A 16,732-nucleotide genomic window follows, 5' to 3' on the forward strand; every position below is an offset into this window, starting at 1 on the left:
CTGTCGGTCCACCGACCGGAGCACGACCATGCCTACCTCCCCTTCACGCATTCCCCACTCACCGTTCATCGTCCAGCGCCTGCCCACCTGGCTGAAACACACCAGCGCCCAGGACGCCGAAGACCTTCGGCGCCATCTGGCCCTGACCCATGTCATCCCCGATGCCGAACCGGGCTGGCTGGCCAACGGCCTGCCCGATCAGCGTGACGCCGTGCGTGCAGCCAGGCGTCGCTATCGGCGGGCCAGCCAGACACTGGCAGGCACCCTCAAGGCCTTCCAGGGGTTGCTGGCATTTGCCGAGCCGCTGCTGCAGGCGCGCCTTGACGCCGAACTTGGCGAAACCCTGAACCTGCACACCACCGACCTGGTGCAGTTTCACGAAGAGGCCGACCTCTGGCAGCTCGCCACACGTACCACCTACCAGAAGCAGAGCCTGCTGCAGGCAGCGCTGCAGAACTTCGGTGACGACGTGACCTTCCTCGGCAAGAGTGCGATCACCCTGCAAGGCCATTTCCACCTCGACCTGACCGACGCCGGCCTTGCCTACCGCTATACCCGCCATCGCCTGTCACCCGCCGTGTTCGCCCGCCTGTGCCGCGAACTGGACCTGGGCGCCCGCTACCAGCAGCACCTGCAGGCAGTCTTCGAAACACCTGCCACGCAAGACAGGGTGCGACGCGACTCGATCGATGCCAATCGCCAGTTGCTGCGCCTGGAGGTCACCGTGGCGAAAGCGCGCCAGCGCATCGGGCCAACCGCCAGCCGCCGGTTGCTGGCGCTGCTGGACGCGCCCGCCGCAGCAGGCGCCGAGGCCCCGCCAATGCAGGCGAGCCTGCTGAGCATGAGCGGCGTACCGTTGCACGACATCCTGCTGTTTGCCCTGGCATCTGAGCAGCAGGCAGACAGCCTGCTGCTGTACCTGCCCGGCGACCCGGACGATGCCCTCACCGAGCATGCGTCGATGCCGGCGCTGGAGCGCTACCTCAAAGGGCGCCTCAACCACCCCGGGTTTCGCAGACTGTTTCAGCGCTACGTACCGCTGCAACAGCAGCAACACCTGTTCGATGTGCTCGGACACAACCTGGCCCGGCAGGTGGTCGACAAGGACGGACCGTGGCACTCGCAGGAGCAGGACAGCCTGTACCTGAGCCTTGCCCCGGTTGCCGGCGAGCTGTTCGGCGTGCTGCAGGACCGCCACCTGCAACGCCTGAAGGATGAAGCACGGGTACTCATGGTGCCCACCGCTGAAGCCGACGAGAAAGCGCGCAAGGCCCGCCTGGAACAATGGGAGACACGCGCGCTGAACGTGCTCAATGCCGCGGCGATGTTCGTGCCGGCGCTGGGCCCGGTCATGCTGGCGGTCACTGCGGTACAGCTGATCAAGGAGGTGTATGAAGGCGTGGAGGACTGGCAGGACGGCGACGTCGAGGGCGCCATGGCGCACCTGCAGTCGGTGGCGATCACTGCCGGCATGCTGGCCGGTTCGGTGCTGGCGCTCAAGGCAGCACCAGCGCTGGTCGATGCGTTGATCGAAGTGCCGCTGCCCGATGGCAGTACGCGCCTGTACCTGCCCGACCTGGCACCCTACCGGCTGGACACGTCGCTGCCCGCCGAGGTGACAGCCAACGACCAGGGCCAGTACCGGCACGCGGACCGGCACTACATCAGGCTCGGCGCCGACCTGTACGAGCAGCAGTTCGATGCGCACCAGCAGCAATGGCAACTGCGCCACCCCGAGCGTGAAGACGCCTATCGCCCCGCGCTGGAGCACAACGGCCAGGGTGCCTGGCGCAGCGTGCATGAACAGCCGCTGAGCTGGTCGCGAGCCACCCTGCTGCGCCGTCTGGGCCCGCTTGCGCAAGGCCTGAGCGATGCAGAACTCGAACAGGCCTGCCAGGTCAGCGGCACCCGCGAAGACGCGCTGCGTCGGTTGCACGCCGCCAATCTGGGCCTGCCACCCTTGCTGGCCGATACGCTGCAACGGCTCAGGATCGTCCGGCAACTGCGCGCCGAAAACGTCACGGGCAGCGTCGGCAAGGCCCTGTTCGAGCAGCGTTACCTGGCCCTGGTGCCCCCGCAGCCGCACATCACGGCCCTGTGCGCACGCTTGCCCGGGTTGAGCCCGGTGCTGGCCCGCAGCCTGCTGGACACAGTCGGCCCGGCCCGACTGGCACGCTGGGTGCCACCGGCAGCCATCCCCACCAAATTGCTGGAAGAGGCCGCCACGCTGGCCGCCCGTGTTCCCCTGGTACGCGCGACCGAAGGCCTGTATTGGCCAGCCCTGGCGACGCCGCAAAGCACGCGCCTGGCGCTGTTGTGCCTGGAGCACGCCCCCGGCTGGGATGCCTCGGTCGTGCTGGAAGCACGCAGTGGCGGCCCGCGCGGCCCTCTGCTGCAGCGCGTGGGTCGTGCCACCCAGGCGCAGCGCAGGGTTCTGGTGCACGGTGCAGAAGGCTACCAGGCCTTCAAGGACGACCTCCCGCTGCACGCGCCCGGCGACGACCTGTTCGCGGCCCTGCATGACAGCATCGCTCCCCGCTATCGCCAGGTGCTGGGCCTGGACACCAGGGCGGCGCTGCAGCAACGCGTGCTGTCGATGCTCGAACGCCCCCGCGGCGAACTTGCCACCTGGCTGTGGTCCGTCGAGGTCCGCGGCTGGGCCAGCGAAGAACGCCTGCTGGGCGGCAGTGACCGCCCCGGCTACCCGCCGGTGTCGCCTGCCAGCTCCTCACAGGAGGCCCGCTACCGCACGCTCTACCCGCATGCCAGCGGCGAAGAGGCGCGTGCCACACTGGCGGCCTGGGAGGCCAGCGAGATTCCGGCACAGACGCGGTTGCGCACGCTCGAACAAACCCTGCAACGCCTGAAAAGCGCGTTGACCCTGTGGGCCCTGCCCAGTACAGCCCGGCAATCGGCGCGGGAGGAAATCATCGCCGCCTGGCAGCGCCTGTCGGTGCGCGAGGTCGCCGATGGCGGAGCCATCATTCAACTGAACCTGGACTTTCTAGACCTGACCGACGGCGACCTGGAAAGCTTCCCTGCGCTGGAGGCCAACTTCGATCACGTGAATGAGCTGTCACTGGAGCAGAACTCCCTGACCCGGCTGCCTGACGCCTTCCTGCGCCACTTCACCCAGCTGCATCGCGTCAGCCTGAACGGCTGCGAACTCACCAGCCTGCCCACCGGGCTGGGTGATCGGCTCAGCGTGCTGGACCTGGCCAACAACCGCCTGGTCTGGGACGAGCACCTGCAGCACGCCCTCGAAGGTTACCCGCAGCTGCACAGCCTGAGCCTGGCGAACAACCCGCTGGCAACCCCGCCCGACTTCGCCCGCCTGAACCGGCTGCAGGGCGTGGACCTGTACAACTGCAGCCTGGCGACCTATCCGGCAGGGCTCGATCAGCTGGACGCGCCGAACCTGGTGGACCTGTCCGGCAACCAGCTGCAGGAGCTGCCACCGACCGCCATCCTCTCACCTCCGCTGGCCCGGGCGCTGCGCCTGGAACACAATCCGCTGAGCGATGCTGCCTTGCAGGCGGCCGATGCCTACTACACCACCCACCGTATCGACCTGCTGGTGGCCGAGATCGATTACAACGAACTGCTCGACGACGCCACGCCACAACAGCGGGCCAGCTGGCAACGACTGCAGCAGAGCCTGCCGTCGGGGTTCTTCCGGGACCTGCGTGCCATGTTCGACAGCCCGCCCTACATCGTCGCCCCCCTGACCTACCGGCGCCGCCTGTGGCGCCTGCTGACCTGGATGGACGCCAATGCGCCCCTGCGTGAGCAGATTCTCGCCCGCACAGGCGGCACCCTGCTCGACCTCGAACAGTTGGGCGAGGTGTCACAGGCCCTGGCCATCCCGGACCTGGCAACCCGCTCGCGCACCCTGCTGGCGACCATCGTCAACCACGTGCGTCTCAGAAAGCTCGGCTTCGGCGTGCTGAGCCTTTCTTTCAACATGTCCGAAGACAGCTACGCGACGCTCTACCAGTGGGCGCTCAAACGTATCACCCGGCTGCCGGGCCTGGACCTGGCCCAGGCGGCGCGTGCCGACGAGCCGGTGATCATCGACGCACTGGTCGATGTGATGCCGCTGCCGGGCGAAGCCTGGATAGAACAGCAGCGCAACCTGCTGCTGGCGGTCGACCCGACCACCTCCCACGGCCTGGACGAAGTACTGGCCATGAACCATGAAGAGGAACCGGTCTACCCTGCATGGGAGCACCACTTGCGCGAACGCTTCGCCGCACAGTTCGCCGCCTCGCGGGCAGCGCTGGACGACAGCCTGGAGCAGGCAGCCGAAACGCTGAGCGAAGGTGAACTGCTGGTGGAGGCGCAGCGCTTGCGGCAGGTGTACGAACAACGCCTCGTCGACCTGCGCAGAACCCTGACCGAGGCAGTGGCGCGAGGCACCATCGACTGACAGGCGGGCGCCGGCCCGGAGCGCACCCGGGCCAGGCTGGCTTTTGTGCCGGGGCCGGCGTTATGCTCGGCTGAACCGTTTCATTCACCATGGAAAAGAGGTATTGCGTCATGGATCGTCTGGACTCGCTGTTTCCCGCTGCCACGGATATTCCCGAGGCCTATCGCCTGGGCGACCCGCTCGAGCAGCGCGACTACCTGGTGGATGGGCAGCTGCACCGCTGGGAAGGCCCGCTGGCCACGGTGCGCAGCCCGGTGTGGCTCAAGACCGACGACGGTGAGCAGCAGGTGATACTCGGCAGCGCCCCGCTGCTGGACGCCGATACCGCCCTCACCGCCCTGGACGCCGCCGTGCGTGCCTACGACAAGGGCCGCGGCGTGTGGCCGAACATGCGCGTGGCCGAGCGCATCCAGCATGTCGAGGCGTTCCTGGCCCGCATGCGCGAGCAGCGCGCGGTGGTGGTCAAGTGGCTGATGTGGGAGATCGGCAAGAACCTCAAGGACTCCGAGAAGGAGTTCGACCGCACCTGCGACTACATCGTCGAGACCATCGGCGCCCTCAAGGAACTCGACCGGCGCTCCAGTCGCTTCGAACTGGAGCAGGACACCCTCGGCCAGATCCGCCGCGCGCCCCTGGGCGTGGCGCTGTGCATGGGCCCCTACAACTACCCGCTCAACGAGACCTTCACCACCTTGATCCCGGCGCTGATCATGGGCAACACCGTGGTGTTCAAGCCGGCCAAGTTCGGCGTGCTGCTGATTCGCCCGTTGCTGGAGGCGTTTCGCGACAGCTTCCCGGCCGGGGTGATCAATGTCATCTACGGGCGTGGCCGCGAGACCGTCAGCGCGCTGATGGCCAGCGGCAAGGTCGACGTGTTCGCCTTCATCGGCACCAACAAGGCCGCCAGCGACCTGAAGAAGCTTCACCCGCGCCCGCACCGCCTGCGCGCCGCGCTGGGGCTGGACGCCAAGAACCCGGGCATCGTGCTGCCCGAGGTAGACCTGGACAACGCGGTCAACGAGGCGGTCACCGGCGCCCTCTCGTTCAACGGCCAGCGCTGCACGGCGCTGAAGATCCTGTTCGTGCACGAGCAGGTGGTGGACGCCTTTCTCGACAAGTTCCAGCGCAAGCTGGCCGACCTCAAGCCCGGCATGCCATGGGACCCGGGCGTCAGCCTGACCCCGTTGCCCGAAGCAGGCAAGGTCGACTACCTGGGCGGCCTGGTAACCGATGCAGTAGCCCACGGTGCCAGGGTGATCAACCAGGGCGGCGGCCAGAGCCGCGGTTCGTTCTTCTACCCGGCGCTGCTGTACCCGGTGAACCCGCAGATGCGCGTGTACCACGAAGAGCAGTTCGGGCCGGTGATCCCGGTGGTGCCCTACCGCGACCTGCAGACAGTGATCGACTACGTGCTGGATTCGGATTTCGGTCAGCAGTTGAGCATTTTCGGCACCGATTCGGCCACCGTGGGCCGGCTGGTCGACACCTTCGCCAACCAGGTCGGGCGCATCAACCTCAACGCCCAGTGCCAGCGCGGGCCGGACACCTACCCCTTCAACGGGCGCAAGAACTCGGCCGAAGGCACCCTGTCGGTGCATGACGCATTGCGCGTGTTCTCGATCCGCACCCTGGTGGCCACCAAGTTCCAGGAGGCCAACAAGCAGTTGATCAGCCAGATCATCCGCAACCGCGAGTCGAGTTTCCTGACGACTGACTACATCTTCTGATTGCGTGGTGGGCAAAACGGTACAAGCATAGGGTTCGCGTCGGCTTGAACAGCTTCGCCGGCAAGGCCGGCTCCTACAGAGTTTCGGGCAGGAGCCGGCCTTGCCGGCCAAGAGGCCGGCACCCACAACCCGATTCTGCGTACCAATGGAGGAAAAAATGGCCACCCAACCCATCCCCGACGGTCAGCACAGCATCACCCCCTACCTGGGCATCAAGGACGCTGCCAGGGCCATCGACTTCTACAAGGCCGCCTTTGGCGCCACCGAAATGTTCCGCCTCGACGCCCCCGATGGCCGTATCGGCCATGCCGAGCTGAAAATCGGCGATTCCTCGCTGATGCTGGCCGACCCCTGCGACCAGGCCGGCGGGCTCACCAGCAGCCAATCCCTGCAGGGCAGCGCCATCGGCCTGCACCTGTACGTCGAAGATGTCGACGCTACCTTCGCCCAGGCGCTGAAGGCCGGCGCCACCCAGGTCAACGCCGTGCAGAACCAGTTCTACGGCGACCGCAGCGGCACCCTCAAGGACCCGTTCGGCAACCTCTGGTTCGTCGCCACCCACGTCGAAGACGTGTCGGTCGAGGAAATCCGCGCCCGCGCGGCAAAAATGTTCAGCCCGCAATGAACGCCACCTGCACGCGACGATGGTCGCGTGCAGGGCTTTGAATTAAGGTGGCAGGCACAGGAAGGCTGGCCAGGATCGTCCATGCGAATCATCGAGAAAAACGCCGCGCTGGTGCGCACCCTTACCCCCGCCGAAGAGGAACTGCTGCGCGGGTTCGTGCTGGGCGCCCTGGAGGGCCCGCGGCTGCTGCAGGCCAACCAGTTGCTGATGAAGGTACGCGCCGCCGGGCAGTGGCTGGCCTGCGACTGCCAGCCCAAAAGCATGCCGGTACTCAACGTCAACCTCAACGGCAGCACCGGCACGCTGTTTCTCAAGAACAACCCCGGCACCGCCGAACATGCGCCGGGCTGTGCCTTCACCAAGGACGAACGCGACACCGACGCCAGCCACAACGAGGCCGACACCCCGCCGGCGGCCTGGCTGGCACCGGACGCGCCGTTGCGCCTGATCGGCGATTTCCAGCGTGCCGCTGCCGGCAGTGGCGACGGCAACGGCAGCGGCGACAGGCGCGAACAGCATCGCCTGCTCTCGCTGCTGCTGACCCTGATCGAAGCCAGCGGCCTGAACGTCTATGCCACCCACCTCAAAAAGGACCTGACTGCCCAGTTCGCCGAGCTGCGCAGCGTCGCCACCCGCTACCCGCTGATCGACCGCGTGCCCGCCAGCAACTACCTGGAAACCAGCCTGGACATGAAGCACATGATGATGCTCAAGGCACGTCTGCGCGACGCCACGGTGTTCGGCACACATCGGCGCCATGGCCTGCTGCTGGACTGCGTCAGCCAGATCAAGGCGCGCAAGGTGCTCACCGAACGCAGCGAAGACGGGTTCGACTTCCAGGGCCACCACCTGCTGTGGGGCGGTAGCCGCACCCCCGGCCCGCTGCTGGCGCTGGCCATCTATTCCCCCGCCACCGCCGGCAGCCACTTCTACGAACTGATCCATGTGGCCAGCGTGCCGGTGCTGTCGCGCGCTCACCTGTTCCCGGTGTACCGCGACGAAGAGCGCGAACCGCTGAAGATGCTCGTCTCGCTGATCGACTGGATGGCCGGCAAGGGTGTGAAGGTGGTGATGCGCCGGCCGGTGATCGGCGGTCGGGTGATGGACGAACTGGTGCTCAGCTCCGACCAGGACAGGGTGCTGTCCGTGTCGCTGACCGAACAGCCGCTGGGCCCGGAGCCCGAAACGGAAAACTTCAGGCGCTTTGCTGATTTCAAAGGCCTGGACACCTTCCGCAAGTACGTGGCGGGCTTCTTCATGCGGGGTCGCGACTAGACCGTCCGTCGCTCACGCCGCACCCTCGGCGCATGACGACGGACCAATGTCAGGTAGCCCACATGAAAGGAGTTCGACCATGACCCGCACCCCGATCACCGCTCTGCTGTTCGCCGCGCTGCTGGGCGCCCAGGCCACCGTGGCCCTGGCCGCAGGTACCGGCCCGACCAACCCTGCCCCCGGCAACGGCGTGCCCAACTCCACCCTTCCTGGGGCCGGGGTGGATGTACCGGCCCCGTCCAACGAGCCGTCGATGCCCAACGGCACCGACCCACGTACCCAGGGCAACGACGACGGCCGCCAGGGCGGCATGAACACCGATGACACCCGTGGGCAGATGCCCGAGGGCACCGGCTCCGAGAGAAATGGCCACGAAGGCTCCGAAAGCAACAACAGCGGCGGTGTCAGCGGCCCGGCTGGCAGCTGACCGCTGCGCCCGCAAGCTGGCTCCTACCGGCGATACACGCCCTGTAGGAGCCGGCCTTGCCGGCGAAGGCCCAAGCACTGCAACCGCTTGAGTGCCGCCCCTGCTGCCCCTATCATCCCCAGCCTCTTCCACCTGGGGCTCCCCGTGTCTGACCCTCGCCTGAAACGCCTTGGCGCTTGCCTGTTGGCAATCCTTGGCAGCGCCTACCTGGCGCAGAACATCGTGCCATGGCGCCAATTGATGGCCGATGAACGCACCGGGCCGGCCCAGACACGCCTGCTGCAATTGAGCGATGGCAGCCAGCTTGCGCTCAACCACGCCACCCATGTGGACATCCGCTTCACCGCGCAGCAACGACGCCTGGTGCTGCACGACGGCGAAGTGCTGGTGCAGGCCAGCAGCGACCCGCGCCCGCTGATCGTCGAAACCCCGAGCGGTGAAGTCCGCGCACACTCCGGGACGTTCAGTGTCGATCATCTGCACAGGGGCTCCCAGGTCAACGCCTACGCGGCTGACGTACAGGTTCTGCCACGGCTGGGCACCCCCAGCCTGCTGCCCAGCGGCAGCGGGCTATGGCTGCGCCGTGCCGGCAGCAGCTGGCAATGGCCAGCCCGGCCCAGCCGAATCAACACCCGGGCCTGGCCCGCCGGCAGCTAGCAGTCGAAGCGGTCCACCGCGCGGCGCCGCTCGTTGTCGTCGCGCATGTCGTAGTTGGCCGTGGTCTGGATGTTGCTGTGATGCGCCAGCTTCTGCGCTATCGACAGGTCGTGCTCCTCGATCACCCGGGTGATGAACGAACGGCGAAAATCGTGGGGCATGATCTTCACGCCCACCTGGGTTCCGCGTTGGCGGGCGATGTAGTAGATCGCGTGCTTGGTGATGCGCTCGCGGGTGATATGGCTGCCGCGGCGGATGCGGTTGAACAGGAAGGTATCGTCGGCCTGGCCCTCGGGCAGCTGCGAGCGGCGAAACTCCAGCCAGGCATTGAGCTTGTCGAAGGCCCACACCGGGGCGTACTTGATCAGCTGCTTGTTGCCCTTGCCGAGCACCTGCAGGCTGCGCTCGGCAAAGTCGATCTGCCTGAGGTCGAGGTTGACCGACTCGCTCTTGCGCATGCCGGTGCCGTACAGCAAGGCGATCACCGCCGCGTCGCGCAGCCCCTGCGGGCGCGGGTCGGCAGCGCAGGCCTCCATCAGTTCGCGGATCAGCGTGCGCTTGAGGTTGCGCCCCACCGGCAGGCGAGTGCCCTGGGCGGCCTTGACCGTGCGCATGCGCAGCAGCTGGTCCTGGCTGATCAGGCCCAGGCGCCAGGCTTCGTTCATCACCCCGCGAATCGCGTTGACGTACAGCGACGTGGTGTTGGGCGCATAGCCGTCGGCGCGCAACGCCGCCACCAGCGCAGTGACATGCCCCGGTTCGAGCAAGTGCCAGGGCACCTCCTTGATGTCGATGTCCTCGAAGTCCAGACGGTCGGCGGCGTCCTGCAGGATGTACTTCATGGTCAACTGGCTCGACGGGGCCAGTCGGGCGAGGTATTGCAGCAGGGGGTTGTGGAGCGATGCGTGCAGTGAATCAGGCAAACCGTGGGGTTCCTCTAGCGCAGTAGGGCAAATTCAGCCGGGGATGATACCCCTAGTCCACCAGGTAAAGCTTGATGGTTTCCCGGGTCAGCGAGATCACCTCGTGGGTGTAGCCCTCGGCATCGCTGGTGCCGTATTCCAGATACCCGTCCTTGCGCTGGATCACGTAGGCCACGCGTGGCAGTGGCCTGCCGGTTTCGCTGTCGGTGATGGGCAGACGTGCACTGTAGAGCGGCGCCTCGACCTGCCTGGCGAAGGGTGCCAGCGGCGTGGCGTCGTCCAGTGTCGGCGCGGCCCACACAAAAGGGGCTATGTACGGGCTGTAGTCGTGCTTGTTCACTTCGGCCAGCAGCACCGAAACCGGGATGCGCATCACCAGTGAAAAGTACGCGTGATACGGGAACGCGGTGATGTACAGCTTGCACGGGATTGTGGTTCTGTTCTCGAGCAGGCGCTGGATGGTTTCGCGGGTCAGTTCAGTGCTGCTGGAGCGGCTCGGCAGGGTCTTGTCGAAGCTCACCTGCGCCAGGTAGTTGAAGCTGCCATCGGGCGCGAGGCTTTCGAACTCGGGCGAGCCGGACAGGTTGTAGGTGATGACGTGCTCGAGGTCGAAGTTCTCGTCGCCGTCCAGCGCGCACACCAGCCGCTCGCTGATCTGGCCATTGCCGGTGTGGCGTTCGAACAGGCTGAGCAGGTCTTCGTCGGCCTGAAAACGCAGGTCGTAGCGATACGGGTTGTCGCTGAACGACAGAAAGCGCAGGGGCACCGGGTCGATGCCGTGGTCCTTGACGCAGCCACTGCTCAACAGTGCACCGGCGGCCAGCGTGAAGCCAAGGGCGAAGCGGTGAAACACAGGCATGCGCCCTTCTTCCATGAGTGTGGCGGGCGCGCAGGATGCCCTAGCAGGCACTCTGCGGCAAGTGTCACGGCGCTTCGCGCGATGCCTCGTGAACCGCTGGCGCAGCGTGACCAACTGGTGTATCAAGGCGCCCTCCCGCCCCCATGGATGACACATGCGCCTGCTTCCACTGATCGTACTTGGCCTGCTGGCTGCCCAGCTCAGTGCCTGTTCACTGTTCATCCCGCGCGCCAAGGCCACGGTCGAACCGATTTCCCTGCAAAAGCAGCTCGACAGCAACCACAGTGTGTACACCCTGACCTTCGCGGCAGATGTGGATGTGCTCGACGCCTTCCGGGGCAAGACCAGCCAGTTGGGCACGCGCATCGAATGCTCGATCACCGAGGATGAGAACCTCGCCTATGACTACCGCATGACGTATTCGCTGATCGGTGAGATCGAACGCGATGACCGACCGCCCCGTGATGGCCTGTTCACCTCGAAACTGAGCTTTCAGAAAAAAGACCAGTACCGCGACCTGAGCGACGCAGCGGCCCTCGACATGCTGGCAAGAAAGCCGGTACTGCCATGCACCATGAAGGCGTCCGGCTTCTTTGTGGGCTACTACTATTCGAAGCCGTTCACCTTGCAGGCCAGCGACCTGATCCGACTGATCAAGGGGCCGGTGCCTTCGCAGCGCCTATTTCTCAAACACTACTGAAGAACGTGCGGCGCCCTTGAAAACAGGTGCTTGACCTCAACCTAACTTGAGGTTTTACCCTTGCGCCTCCCTTGAGTGGAGTCGCCCCATGAGCACCAGCCAACCCGCCGTATTTGCATTGTCCAACCCCGAAGGCCTGTACGACCCCAGCGCCAATGCCTATTCACACGTGGCCGAGGTCAGCACCGCCGCCAAGCTGCTGTACATCGCCGGCCAGGGGGGTGAAGACCCTGCCGGTACGCTGTCGCCCGACTTTGCCGAACAGGCGAGCCAGGCGCTGCTCAACCTGCGCACCGCGCTGGAATCAAGAGGTGCGAGCCTGGCCGATGTATTCAAGCTGACCCTGCTGATCGTGGACCATAGCGAAGCCAGGCTGGCGCTGTGGGTGGCGGCTGCCAACGCCGCCTGGGGCCAGCTCAGCAAACCGACCTGCACCCTGATACCCGTGCCGCGCCTGGCACTGGACGGCATGCAGATCGAAGTCGATGCCGTGGCGGCCTTGCCCGCTATGAGCTGACGGCAAATGAAACAAGCTCCAAGAACCTGTCATTTCTATCAGTAGTCCGGTGGTGCGTGTGGCGCTATGGTTTAAGGCACGCAGTGGTATGTACGCTGCACTTCGGGAGAGGAAAAATGATCAGAGACGATATCGAAAAAAACACAGTTGAAGAATTGAACGAATTGATCAAAGACAATGAAAAGCAGTTCGGTACCCCGAGCACCAGCACGCAAACGCCTGGCCAGAATGCAACCGGTGCAGCTGGATATTCGGTCGGCTTGCATAAAGTTGATCCATCAAAAAAAATCCCAGTGGTCAAGGCGCTTCGAGCGCTGAATGGCATGTCGATGGGAGAGGCGACTCAGACGGTGGACAATGCACCCGTGGTTTTCGCACAAGGGCTGACCGAGGAGCAGGCGCAAAACTACAAATTGAAGCTTGAAGGGGCAGGTGCATCCGTAAGCATCAGGCCGCCCGGTTGATGGCGGCCAGGCAACGCTCCTGCGGTATTGAGGAACACATCGCGGGGTAGATACCGGCCTCGGCGATGAGCGTCGACTTGCCCGAGCGCTTGAGTGCGGCGGGTGACTTGTCGGCCTCCCGCGAGGCCACCACCAACAGCATTGGGTGGCCCTCGCCGCTTTTTTCAGGCAGCTCGCTGAGCACGTCTACCGCGCCGCCAACCCCATCTGCCAGAAATCCGCCTCCAGCCGCGATGCCTGGGCAAAAATCGCCACCAGCTCGGTGAAGCGCTGCTCGGTCATGCTGCGCGCCGCCAGCTCGTCCAGGTGCAGGCGCGCTGCAGCAGCCACGCCCTGATACCCCTCCCCGGCATACTCGCCAATCCACTCGCGGTACGGATGATCACCCAGCGCCGCCACCCCGTCGGGGCTCAGCGCCCGGCCGATCTCGGCGTAGCCGATCACACAGGGCGACAGCGCCACATGCAGGTCCAGCAAGTCGCCCGCCGCGCCGCAATCGAGCACGAAGCGCGTATAGGCCACGGTGGCCTGGTGCTCCGGCGCTGCCTCGATGTCAGCCTTGGACAAGCCCCAGCGCGCGCACAGGCGTACATGCAGGTCGGTCTCGTCCAGAATCGCCGCTAGCCCCGCCTGGGCGGCACGGATGTCCGAAGGCCGGCGGCTCTTGTACGCGGCCAGCGCCCAGGCCCGCGCGAACTGGATCAGGAACAGGTAGTCCTGCACCAGGTAGGTACGAAACGCCGTTTCGGCCAAGCTGCCCTGGCCCATCTGGCGCACGAAGCTGTGGTCCACGTAACGGGCCCACTCGGTCGGTGCAGCAGCTTTCAAACGGTCGAAAATATCCATCGTTCACTCCCCCTGTGGGTACACGGCATCGAAAAACTCAAGCTCCAGCGCCACGGCACGCAAGAAGAAATCAGTGCTCAGCGCCTCTTCCTGCGGGCCCACACGGTCGAGTTCGGCGCCCAGGAACGCAACGAAGTCGGCGAAGGCCGGGTTGTCGTGCAAGGTGATCCACTCGGCGTGCACGAAGTTTTCCGGCAGCGGCCTAGGCGCCTTGAGCGCCCAGTCCAGGTACAGGCCCTCGGCCACGTTGAGCACCGCCAGCACCGCCGCATAGGATCGGGTGGCCGCCGCCTGGCGCATGATCGCCTTGAAGCCGGCCGTGGGCTGTGTGTCGGCCGGCGCGGTGCGTTGCGCCTCGCTCATGCCCAGTGCCTCAAAGGCGCGCAGGAAATAGGTGTTTTCATCGCTGGCGATCATGCCGGCGAAACGCGCCAGGCGCAGGCGCGCATCGAAGGTGTCGGCGGTGGCAATGGCCGCGCCGAGCAGGGTCAGGAAGCTGTCGATGAAGCGATGGTCCTGCACCAGGTAACGCACCATCACCGGGTCCGGCAGGCTGCCGTCGCACAGCTGGGTGACGAAACGGTGGCCGACGGCGGCCGACCAGGTGGGTTCGCTTTGTTTGCGCAGGTGTTCGGTGAAACGTGGGGCAGTCATGGAGCGGCCTCGCAGTGAGACCGGCAAAGAAGGCAGGCGCTAGATCCCATCCCTTCGCCGGCATGATCCGGATCAGGTTCGAAGGGTCACCGCGCTGCAGATGCCAGCGGTTTCTCAGCCCGTTGCCGGGGCTCCCCTTGGTGCGCACACTGTATACAACCGTGGGCTTGAAGTGTCCAGCCTGGCCGCTTCGCCGGCAAGGCCGGCTCCTACAGTCAGCGCAGGGCCCGTAGGAGCCGGCGTTGCCGGCGAAGCCTTCAACCCAGACGCGGCCTGAGCATCCCCCGCTCGACAATGAACCCGATCACCGCCTGCAAGCCCTGCCCCGTCTTCAGGTTGCTGAACGTCCACGGCCGCTCGGGCCGCATGCGCCGGGTGTCCTTTTCCATGACCTCCAGCGACGCGCCCACATAGGGCGCCAGGTCGATCTTGTTGATCACCAGAAAATCCGACTTGGTGATCCCCGGCCCGCCCTTGCGCGGGATCTTCTCGCCCTCGGCCACGTCGATCACGTAGATCGTCAGGTCGGCCAGCTCCGGGCTGAAGGTGGCACTCAGGTTGTCACCGCCACTCTCGACGAAGATCACTTCCAGGTTGCCGAACTTGCGCGCCAGATCCTCCACCGCCGCCAGGTTCATCGAGGCATCTTCACGGATCGCGGTATGCGGGCAGCCGCCGGTCTCCACGCCGACGATGCGCTCGGGTTCGAGCGCGCCGGCTTCGGTAAGGATGCGCTGGTCTTCCTTGGTGTAGATGTCGTTGGTGACCACGGCGATCTGGTAGTCATCGCGCATGGCCTTGCACAGCGCTTCGAGCAGCGCGGTCTTGCCGGAGCCGACCGGGCCGCCGACACCGACGCGCAGGGGTTGCTGGTAGCTTTGCATGGCAGTTTCCTCAGGATCGGAACAATCGGGTGTATTGGGTTTCATGGCGGGCAGAGGCAATCGCCAGCAACGGCAGGCCGCCGCCCAGGTGTTCATCAGGTACGTCCAGCGCCCACTCCAGTACCGCAGGCAGCTCCTCGCACAACTCGCGCAGCAGGGTCTGGGCTGCCTGCTGACCGAACGGCACCAGCTTGACCCCGGCCATCACCGCCCCTTCCAGCCAGGCAAAGCCATGCCCCAGGGCCAGCTCACGCAGCGGGATCTGCCAGTGCACGGCCAGCCAGGCCATGCCGCCCAGCTGGCTCAGCTCGACGCTGCTGCGCCAGGCCGGCGCCTGACACAGCTGCCAGCCATCGAGCAGGCGCGCCAGGGCCTTGCCACGCTGGCGTTCCTCCAGGCGCAGCTCGGCGGTTTCGCGGTTGGCCAGCAAAAAGCTGCTCCAGTGGGCGAACGCATCGGCATCTTGCGCGCGGCACGCGCTGTACAGCCGTTGCAGCAGCGGCCAGTCGAGGTGGCCGAGGGTGTCGTGCAACTGCTCGCGCTGCCAGGCGCCAAAGCCGTCGGCCCCCGTCACCCAGCCCGCCTCCACCGCCCACTCCAACCCCTGGGAATAGGTGAAGCCCCCCACCGGCAGGTTGGCGCTGACCAGTTGCAGCAGGCGCAGCAACTGCAGGTTGGCGCTCATCAGCCGGCCAGCACCAGGGCGGCACCGGCCAGCAGGCCGCCGCCACAGGCCTTTTGCAGCCCAGGGTGACGGCGCAACAGGCGCCCCGCGCCATAGCCTGCCAGCAGCAACAGACCGCTGACCGCGACAAAGCCTGCGCTGAACACCCAGAACGCGCCCGGGCTGGCTTCGACGCCGTGCGCCCAGCCGTGAAACAGCGCGAACACCGGCATGACCAGCGCCAGCAGCACCTGGCGGCTGGGCAGCAGCAGCGCCGCGGCGGCCACCAGCAGCGAGCCGATGATCATGCTCTCCATGCCGATCACGCCCCCGAACAGATGGCCCATCAGCGCGCCGCCGAACATCGCCGCCAGCGTGGCCAGCGGCAGCGCCAGGGTGCGCCCGGTCAGGGCGGCCAGCACCCCGGTGCCCAGCAGCATCAGCAGGTGGTCAAGCCCGGTGAGCGGGTGCAGCAACCCGTCCTGCAAGGGGTTGCTGTCGTGGCCGGGGTGGGCGAACGCAGGGACGGCGATCAGCAGCAAGGCAAACGCGAGGGTCTTTTTCATCGTGCAACTCCATGTCGAAATCAGTGGGCGTGGCCAGGCACGCGAACAAAGGGGTGATCGTTATGGCTGTGGCTGTGCGGCGCGCTCTGGTAGGCGCCGGCCTCGGGCTCGAACGGCGCCTGCTCCACCGTCACCTCAAGGCCGAAGCCACGCACCATGTCGTCCAGCACATGGTCGTGCTGGTACCGCACGAAATCGCGCTCGATCTGCAACGGCACATGCCGATTGCCCAGGTGATAGGCGGCGCGGGCCAGCGCCAGCGGGTCGGCGCAGCGCACCGTCGAAACCTGCTCCGGCGCCGCCAGCACGCGAATCACCTCACGCCCCTGGGCGTCGGCCAGCAGCTCGCCGCCGCGAATCAGCTGGCCGCGTTCGAGCATCAGCCCGGCCTCGCGCCCGTCATCCAGGGTGATGCGCACGCGGCTCTTGATGCGCGTATCCAGGCTCAGGGTGGCAGTGGCGCCGATGTGTGCGGCCTGGTTCAGGCGTTGCGTCAACAGGATCATGCTCGCTCC

Annotated in this window: 17 protein-coding genes, 1 pseudogene and 1 riboswitch; of the genes and pseudogenes, 9 read left to right on the top strand and 9 right to left on the bottom strand. The window is 66.0% G+C overall.

Features of this window, described 5'->3' with window-relative positions:
• Nucleotides 1-28 precede the first annotated feature (28 nt).
• The 6 genes from V9K84_RS09010 to V9K84_RS09035 all read left to right on the top strand — a co-directional run bounded on the left by V9K84_RS09010 (nucleotide 29) and on the right by V9K84_RS09035 (nucleotide 9,140).
• On the top strand, nucleotides 29-4,429 hold the full coding sequence (locus V9K84_RS09010) for a leucine-rich repeat domain-containing protein (RefSeq protein ID WP_088515065.1): 4,401 nt from the start codon (nucleotides 29-31) through the stop codon (nucleotides 4,427-4,429).
• A gap of 110 nt (nucleotides 4,430-4,539) precedes the next feature.
• Nucleotides 4,540-6,156, top strand: coding sequence for an NADP-dependent glyceraldehyde-3-phosphate dehydrogenase (locus V9K84_RS09015; RefSeq protein ID WP_058540227.1), 1,617 nt, complete (start codon nucleotides 4,540-4,542; stop codon nucleotides 6,154-6,156).
• 157 nt (nucleotides 6,157-6,313) lie between these two features.
• The gene (locus V9K84_RS09020; protein WP_043860593.1) at nucleotides 6,314-6,781 is read left to right on the top strand and encodes a VOC family protein; all 468 of its coding nucleotides are present in this window, start codon (nucleotides 6,314-6,316) and stop codon (nucleotides 6,779-6,781) included.
• 81 nt (nucleotides 6,782-6,862) lie between these two features.
• Entirely contained in the window at nucleotides 6,863-8,056 is a 1,194-nt protein-coding gene (locus V9K84_RS09025) for a hypothetical protein (RefSeq protein ID WP_088515066.1), read from the top strand.
• A gap of 79 nt (nucleotides 8,057-8,135) precedes the next feature.
• On the top strand, nucleotides 8,136-8,483 hold the full coding sequence (locus tag V9K84_RS09030; protein WP_043860591.1) for a hypothetical protein: 348 nt from the start codon (nucleotides 8,136-8,138) through the stop codon (nucleotides 8,481-8,483).
• A 144-nt stretch (nucleotides 8,484-8,627) separates the two neighbouring features.
• A complete protein-coding gene (locus V9K84_RS09035; RefSeq protein ID WP_054914451.1) occupies nucleotides 8,628-9,140 on the top strand; it encodes a FecR domain-containing protein in 513 nt (170 codons plus the stop codon).
• On the opposite strand, the gene V9K84_RS09040 is transcribed toward V9K84_RS09035, so the two are convergent.
• Nucleotides 9,137-9,982 carry a tyrosine-type recombinase/integrase gene (locus V9K84_RS09040; protein ID WP_235593661.1) on the bottom strand — a complete coding sequence of 282 codons (846 nt, stop codon included), beginning with the start codon at nucleotides 9,980-9,982 and terminating at the stop codon, nucleotides 9,137-9,139. The two genes, V9K84_RS09035 and V9K84_RS09040, sit on opposite strands and share 4 nt — an antisense overlap.
• Nucleotides 9,983-10,115: 133 nt before the next feature.
• A complete protein-coding gene (locus V9K84_RS09045) occupies nucleotides 10,116-10,922 on the bottom strand; it encodes a hypothetical protein (protein ID WP_088515068.1) in 807 nt (268 codons plus the stop codon).
• Between the two features lie 154 nt (nucleotides 10,923-11,076).
• On the opposite strand from V9K84_RS09045, the gene V9K84_RS09050 reads away from it, so the two are divergent.
• The 3 genes from V9K84_RS09050 to V9K84_RS09060 all read left to right on the top strand — a co-directional run bounded on the left by V9K84_RS09050 (nucleotide 11,077) and on the right by V9K84_RS09060 (nucleotide 12,603).
• A complete protein-coding gene (locus tag V9K84_RS09050; RefSeq protein ID WP_088515069.1) occupies nucleotides 11,077-11,622 on the top strand; it encodes a hypothetical protein in 546 nt (181 codons plus the stop codon).
• Between the two features lie 88 nt (nucleotides 11,623-11,710).
• A complete protein-coding gene (locus V9K84_RS09055; RefSeq protein WP_088515070.1) occupies nucleotides 11,711-12,139 on the top strand; it encodes a RidA family protein in 429 nt (142 codons plus the stop codon).
• A 116-nt stretch (nucleotides 12,140-12,255) separates the two neighbouring features.
• Nucleotides 12,256-12,603, top strand: a complete 348-nt coding sequence (locus V9K84_RS09060; protein ID WP_088515071.1) for a ribosomal protein L7/L12 — start codon at nucleotides 12,256-12,258, stop codon at nucleotides 12,601-12,603.
• Between the two features lie 43 nt (nucleotides 12,604-12,646).
• On the opposite strand, the pseudogene V9K84_RS09065 reads toward V9K84_RS09060, so the two are convergent.
• The 7 genes and pseudogenes from V9K84_RS09065 to ureE form a co-directional block, all read right to left on the bottom strand.
• Nucleotides 12,647-12,784: pseudogene (locus V9K84_RS09065) on the bottom strand (hypothetical protein); the annotation flags it as partial.
• A gap of 5 nt (nucleotides 12,785-12,789) precedes the next feature.
• Nucleotides 12,790-13,449, bottom strand: coding sequence for a TenA family protein (locus V9K84_RS09070; protein ID WP_088515073.1), 660 nt, complete (start codon nucleotides 13,447-13,449; stop codon nucleotides 12,790-12,792).
• Nucleotides 13,450-13,452: 3 nt separating this feature from the next.
• Nucleotides 13,453-14,103, bottom strand: a complete 651-nt coding sequence (locus tag V9K84_RS09075) for a TenA family protein (RefSeq protein ID WP_088515074.1) — start codon at nucleotides 14,101-14,103, stop codon at nucleotides 13,453-13,455.
• 32 nt (nucleotides 14,104-14,135) lie between these two features.
• Nucleotides 14,136-14,251: riboswitch (TPP riboswitch) on the bottom strand.
• A 109-nt stretch (nucleotides 14,252-14,360) separates the two neighbouring features.
• Entirely contained in the window at nucleotides 14,361-14,987 is a 627-nt protein-coding gene (gene ureG, locus V9K84_RS09080) for an urease accessory protein UreG (protein WP_058540236.1), read from the bottom strand.
• A gap of 10 nt (nucleotides 14,988-14,997) precedes the next feature.
• Entirely contained in the window at nucleotides 14,998-15,672 is a 675-nt protein-coding gene (locus V9K84_RS09085) for an urease accessory protein UreF (protein WP_054914445.1), read from the bottom strand.
• Nucleotides 15,672-16,217 (bottom strand): HupE/UreJ family protein, encoded by a 546-nt coding sequence (locus V9K84_RS09090; RefSeq protein WP_058540237.1) that lies wholly within the window; start codon nucleotides 16,215-16,217, stop codon nucleotides 15,672-15,674. The genes V9K84_RS09085 and V9K84_RS09090 overlap by 1 nt, the downstream gene beginning before the upstream one ends.
• A 20-nt stretch (nucleotides 16,218-16,237) precedes the next feature.
• On the bottom strand, nucleotides 16,238-16,723 hold the full coding sequence (ureE, locus tag V9K84_RS09095) for an urease accessory protein UreE (RefSeq protein ID WP_043859638.1): 486 nt from the start codon (nucleotides 16,721-16,723) through the stop codon (nucleotides 16,238-16,240).
• Between the last annotated feature and the right edge of the window lie 9 nt (nucleotides 16,724-16,732).

The organism is Pseudomonas sp. AE27, from assembly GCF_037113495.1.
In the GTDB taxonomy this organism is placed as follows: Bacteria; Pseudomonadota; Gammaproteobacteria; order Pseudomonadales; family Pseudomonadaceae; genus Aquipseudomonas; species Aquipseudomonas palmensis.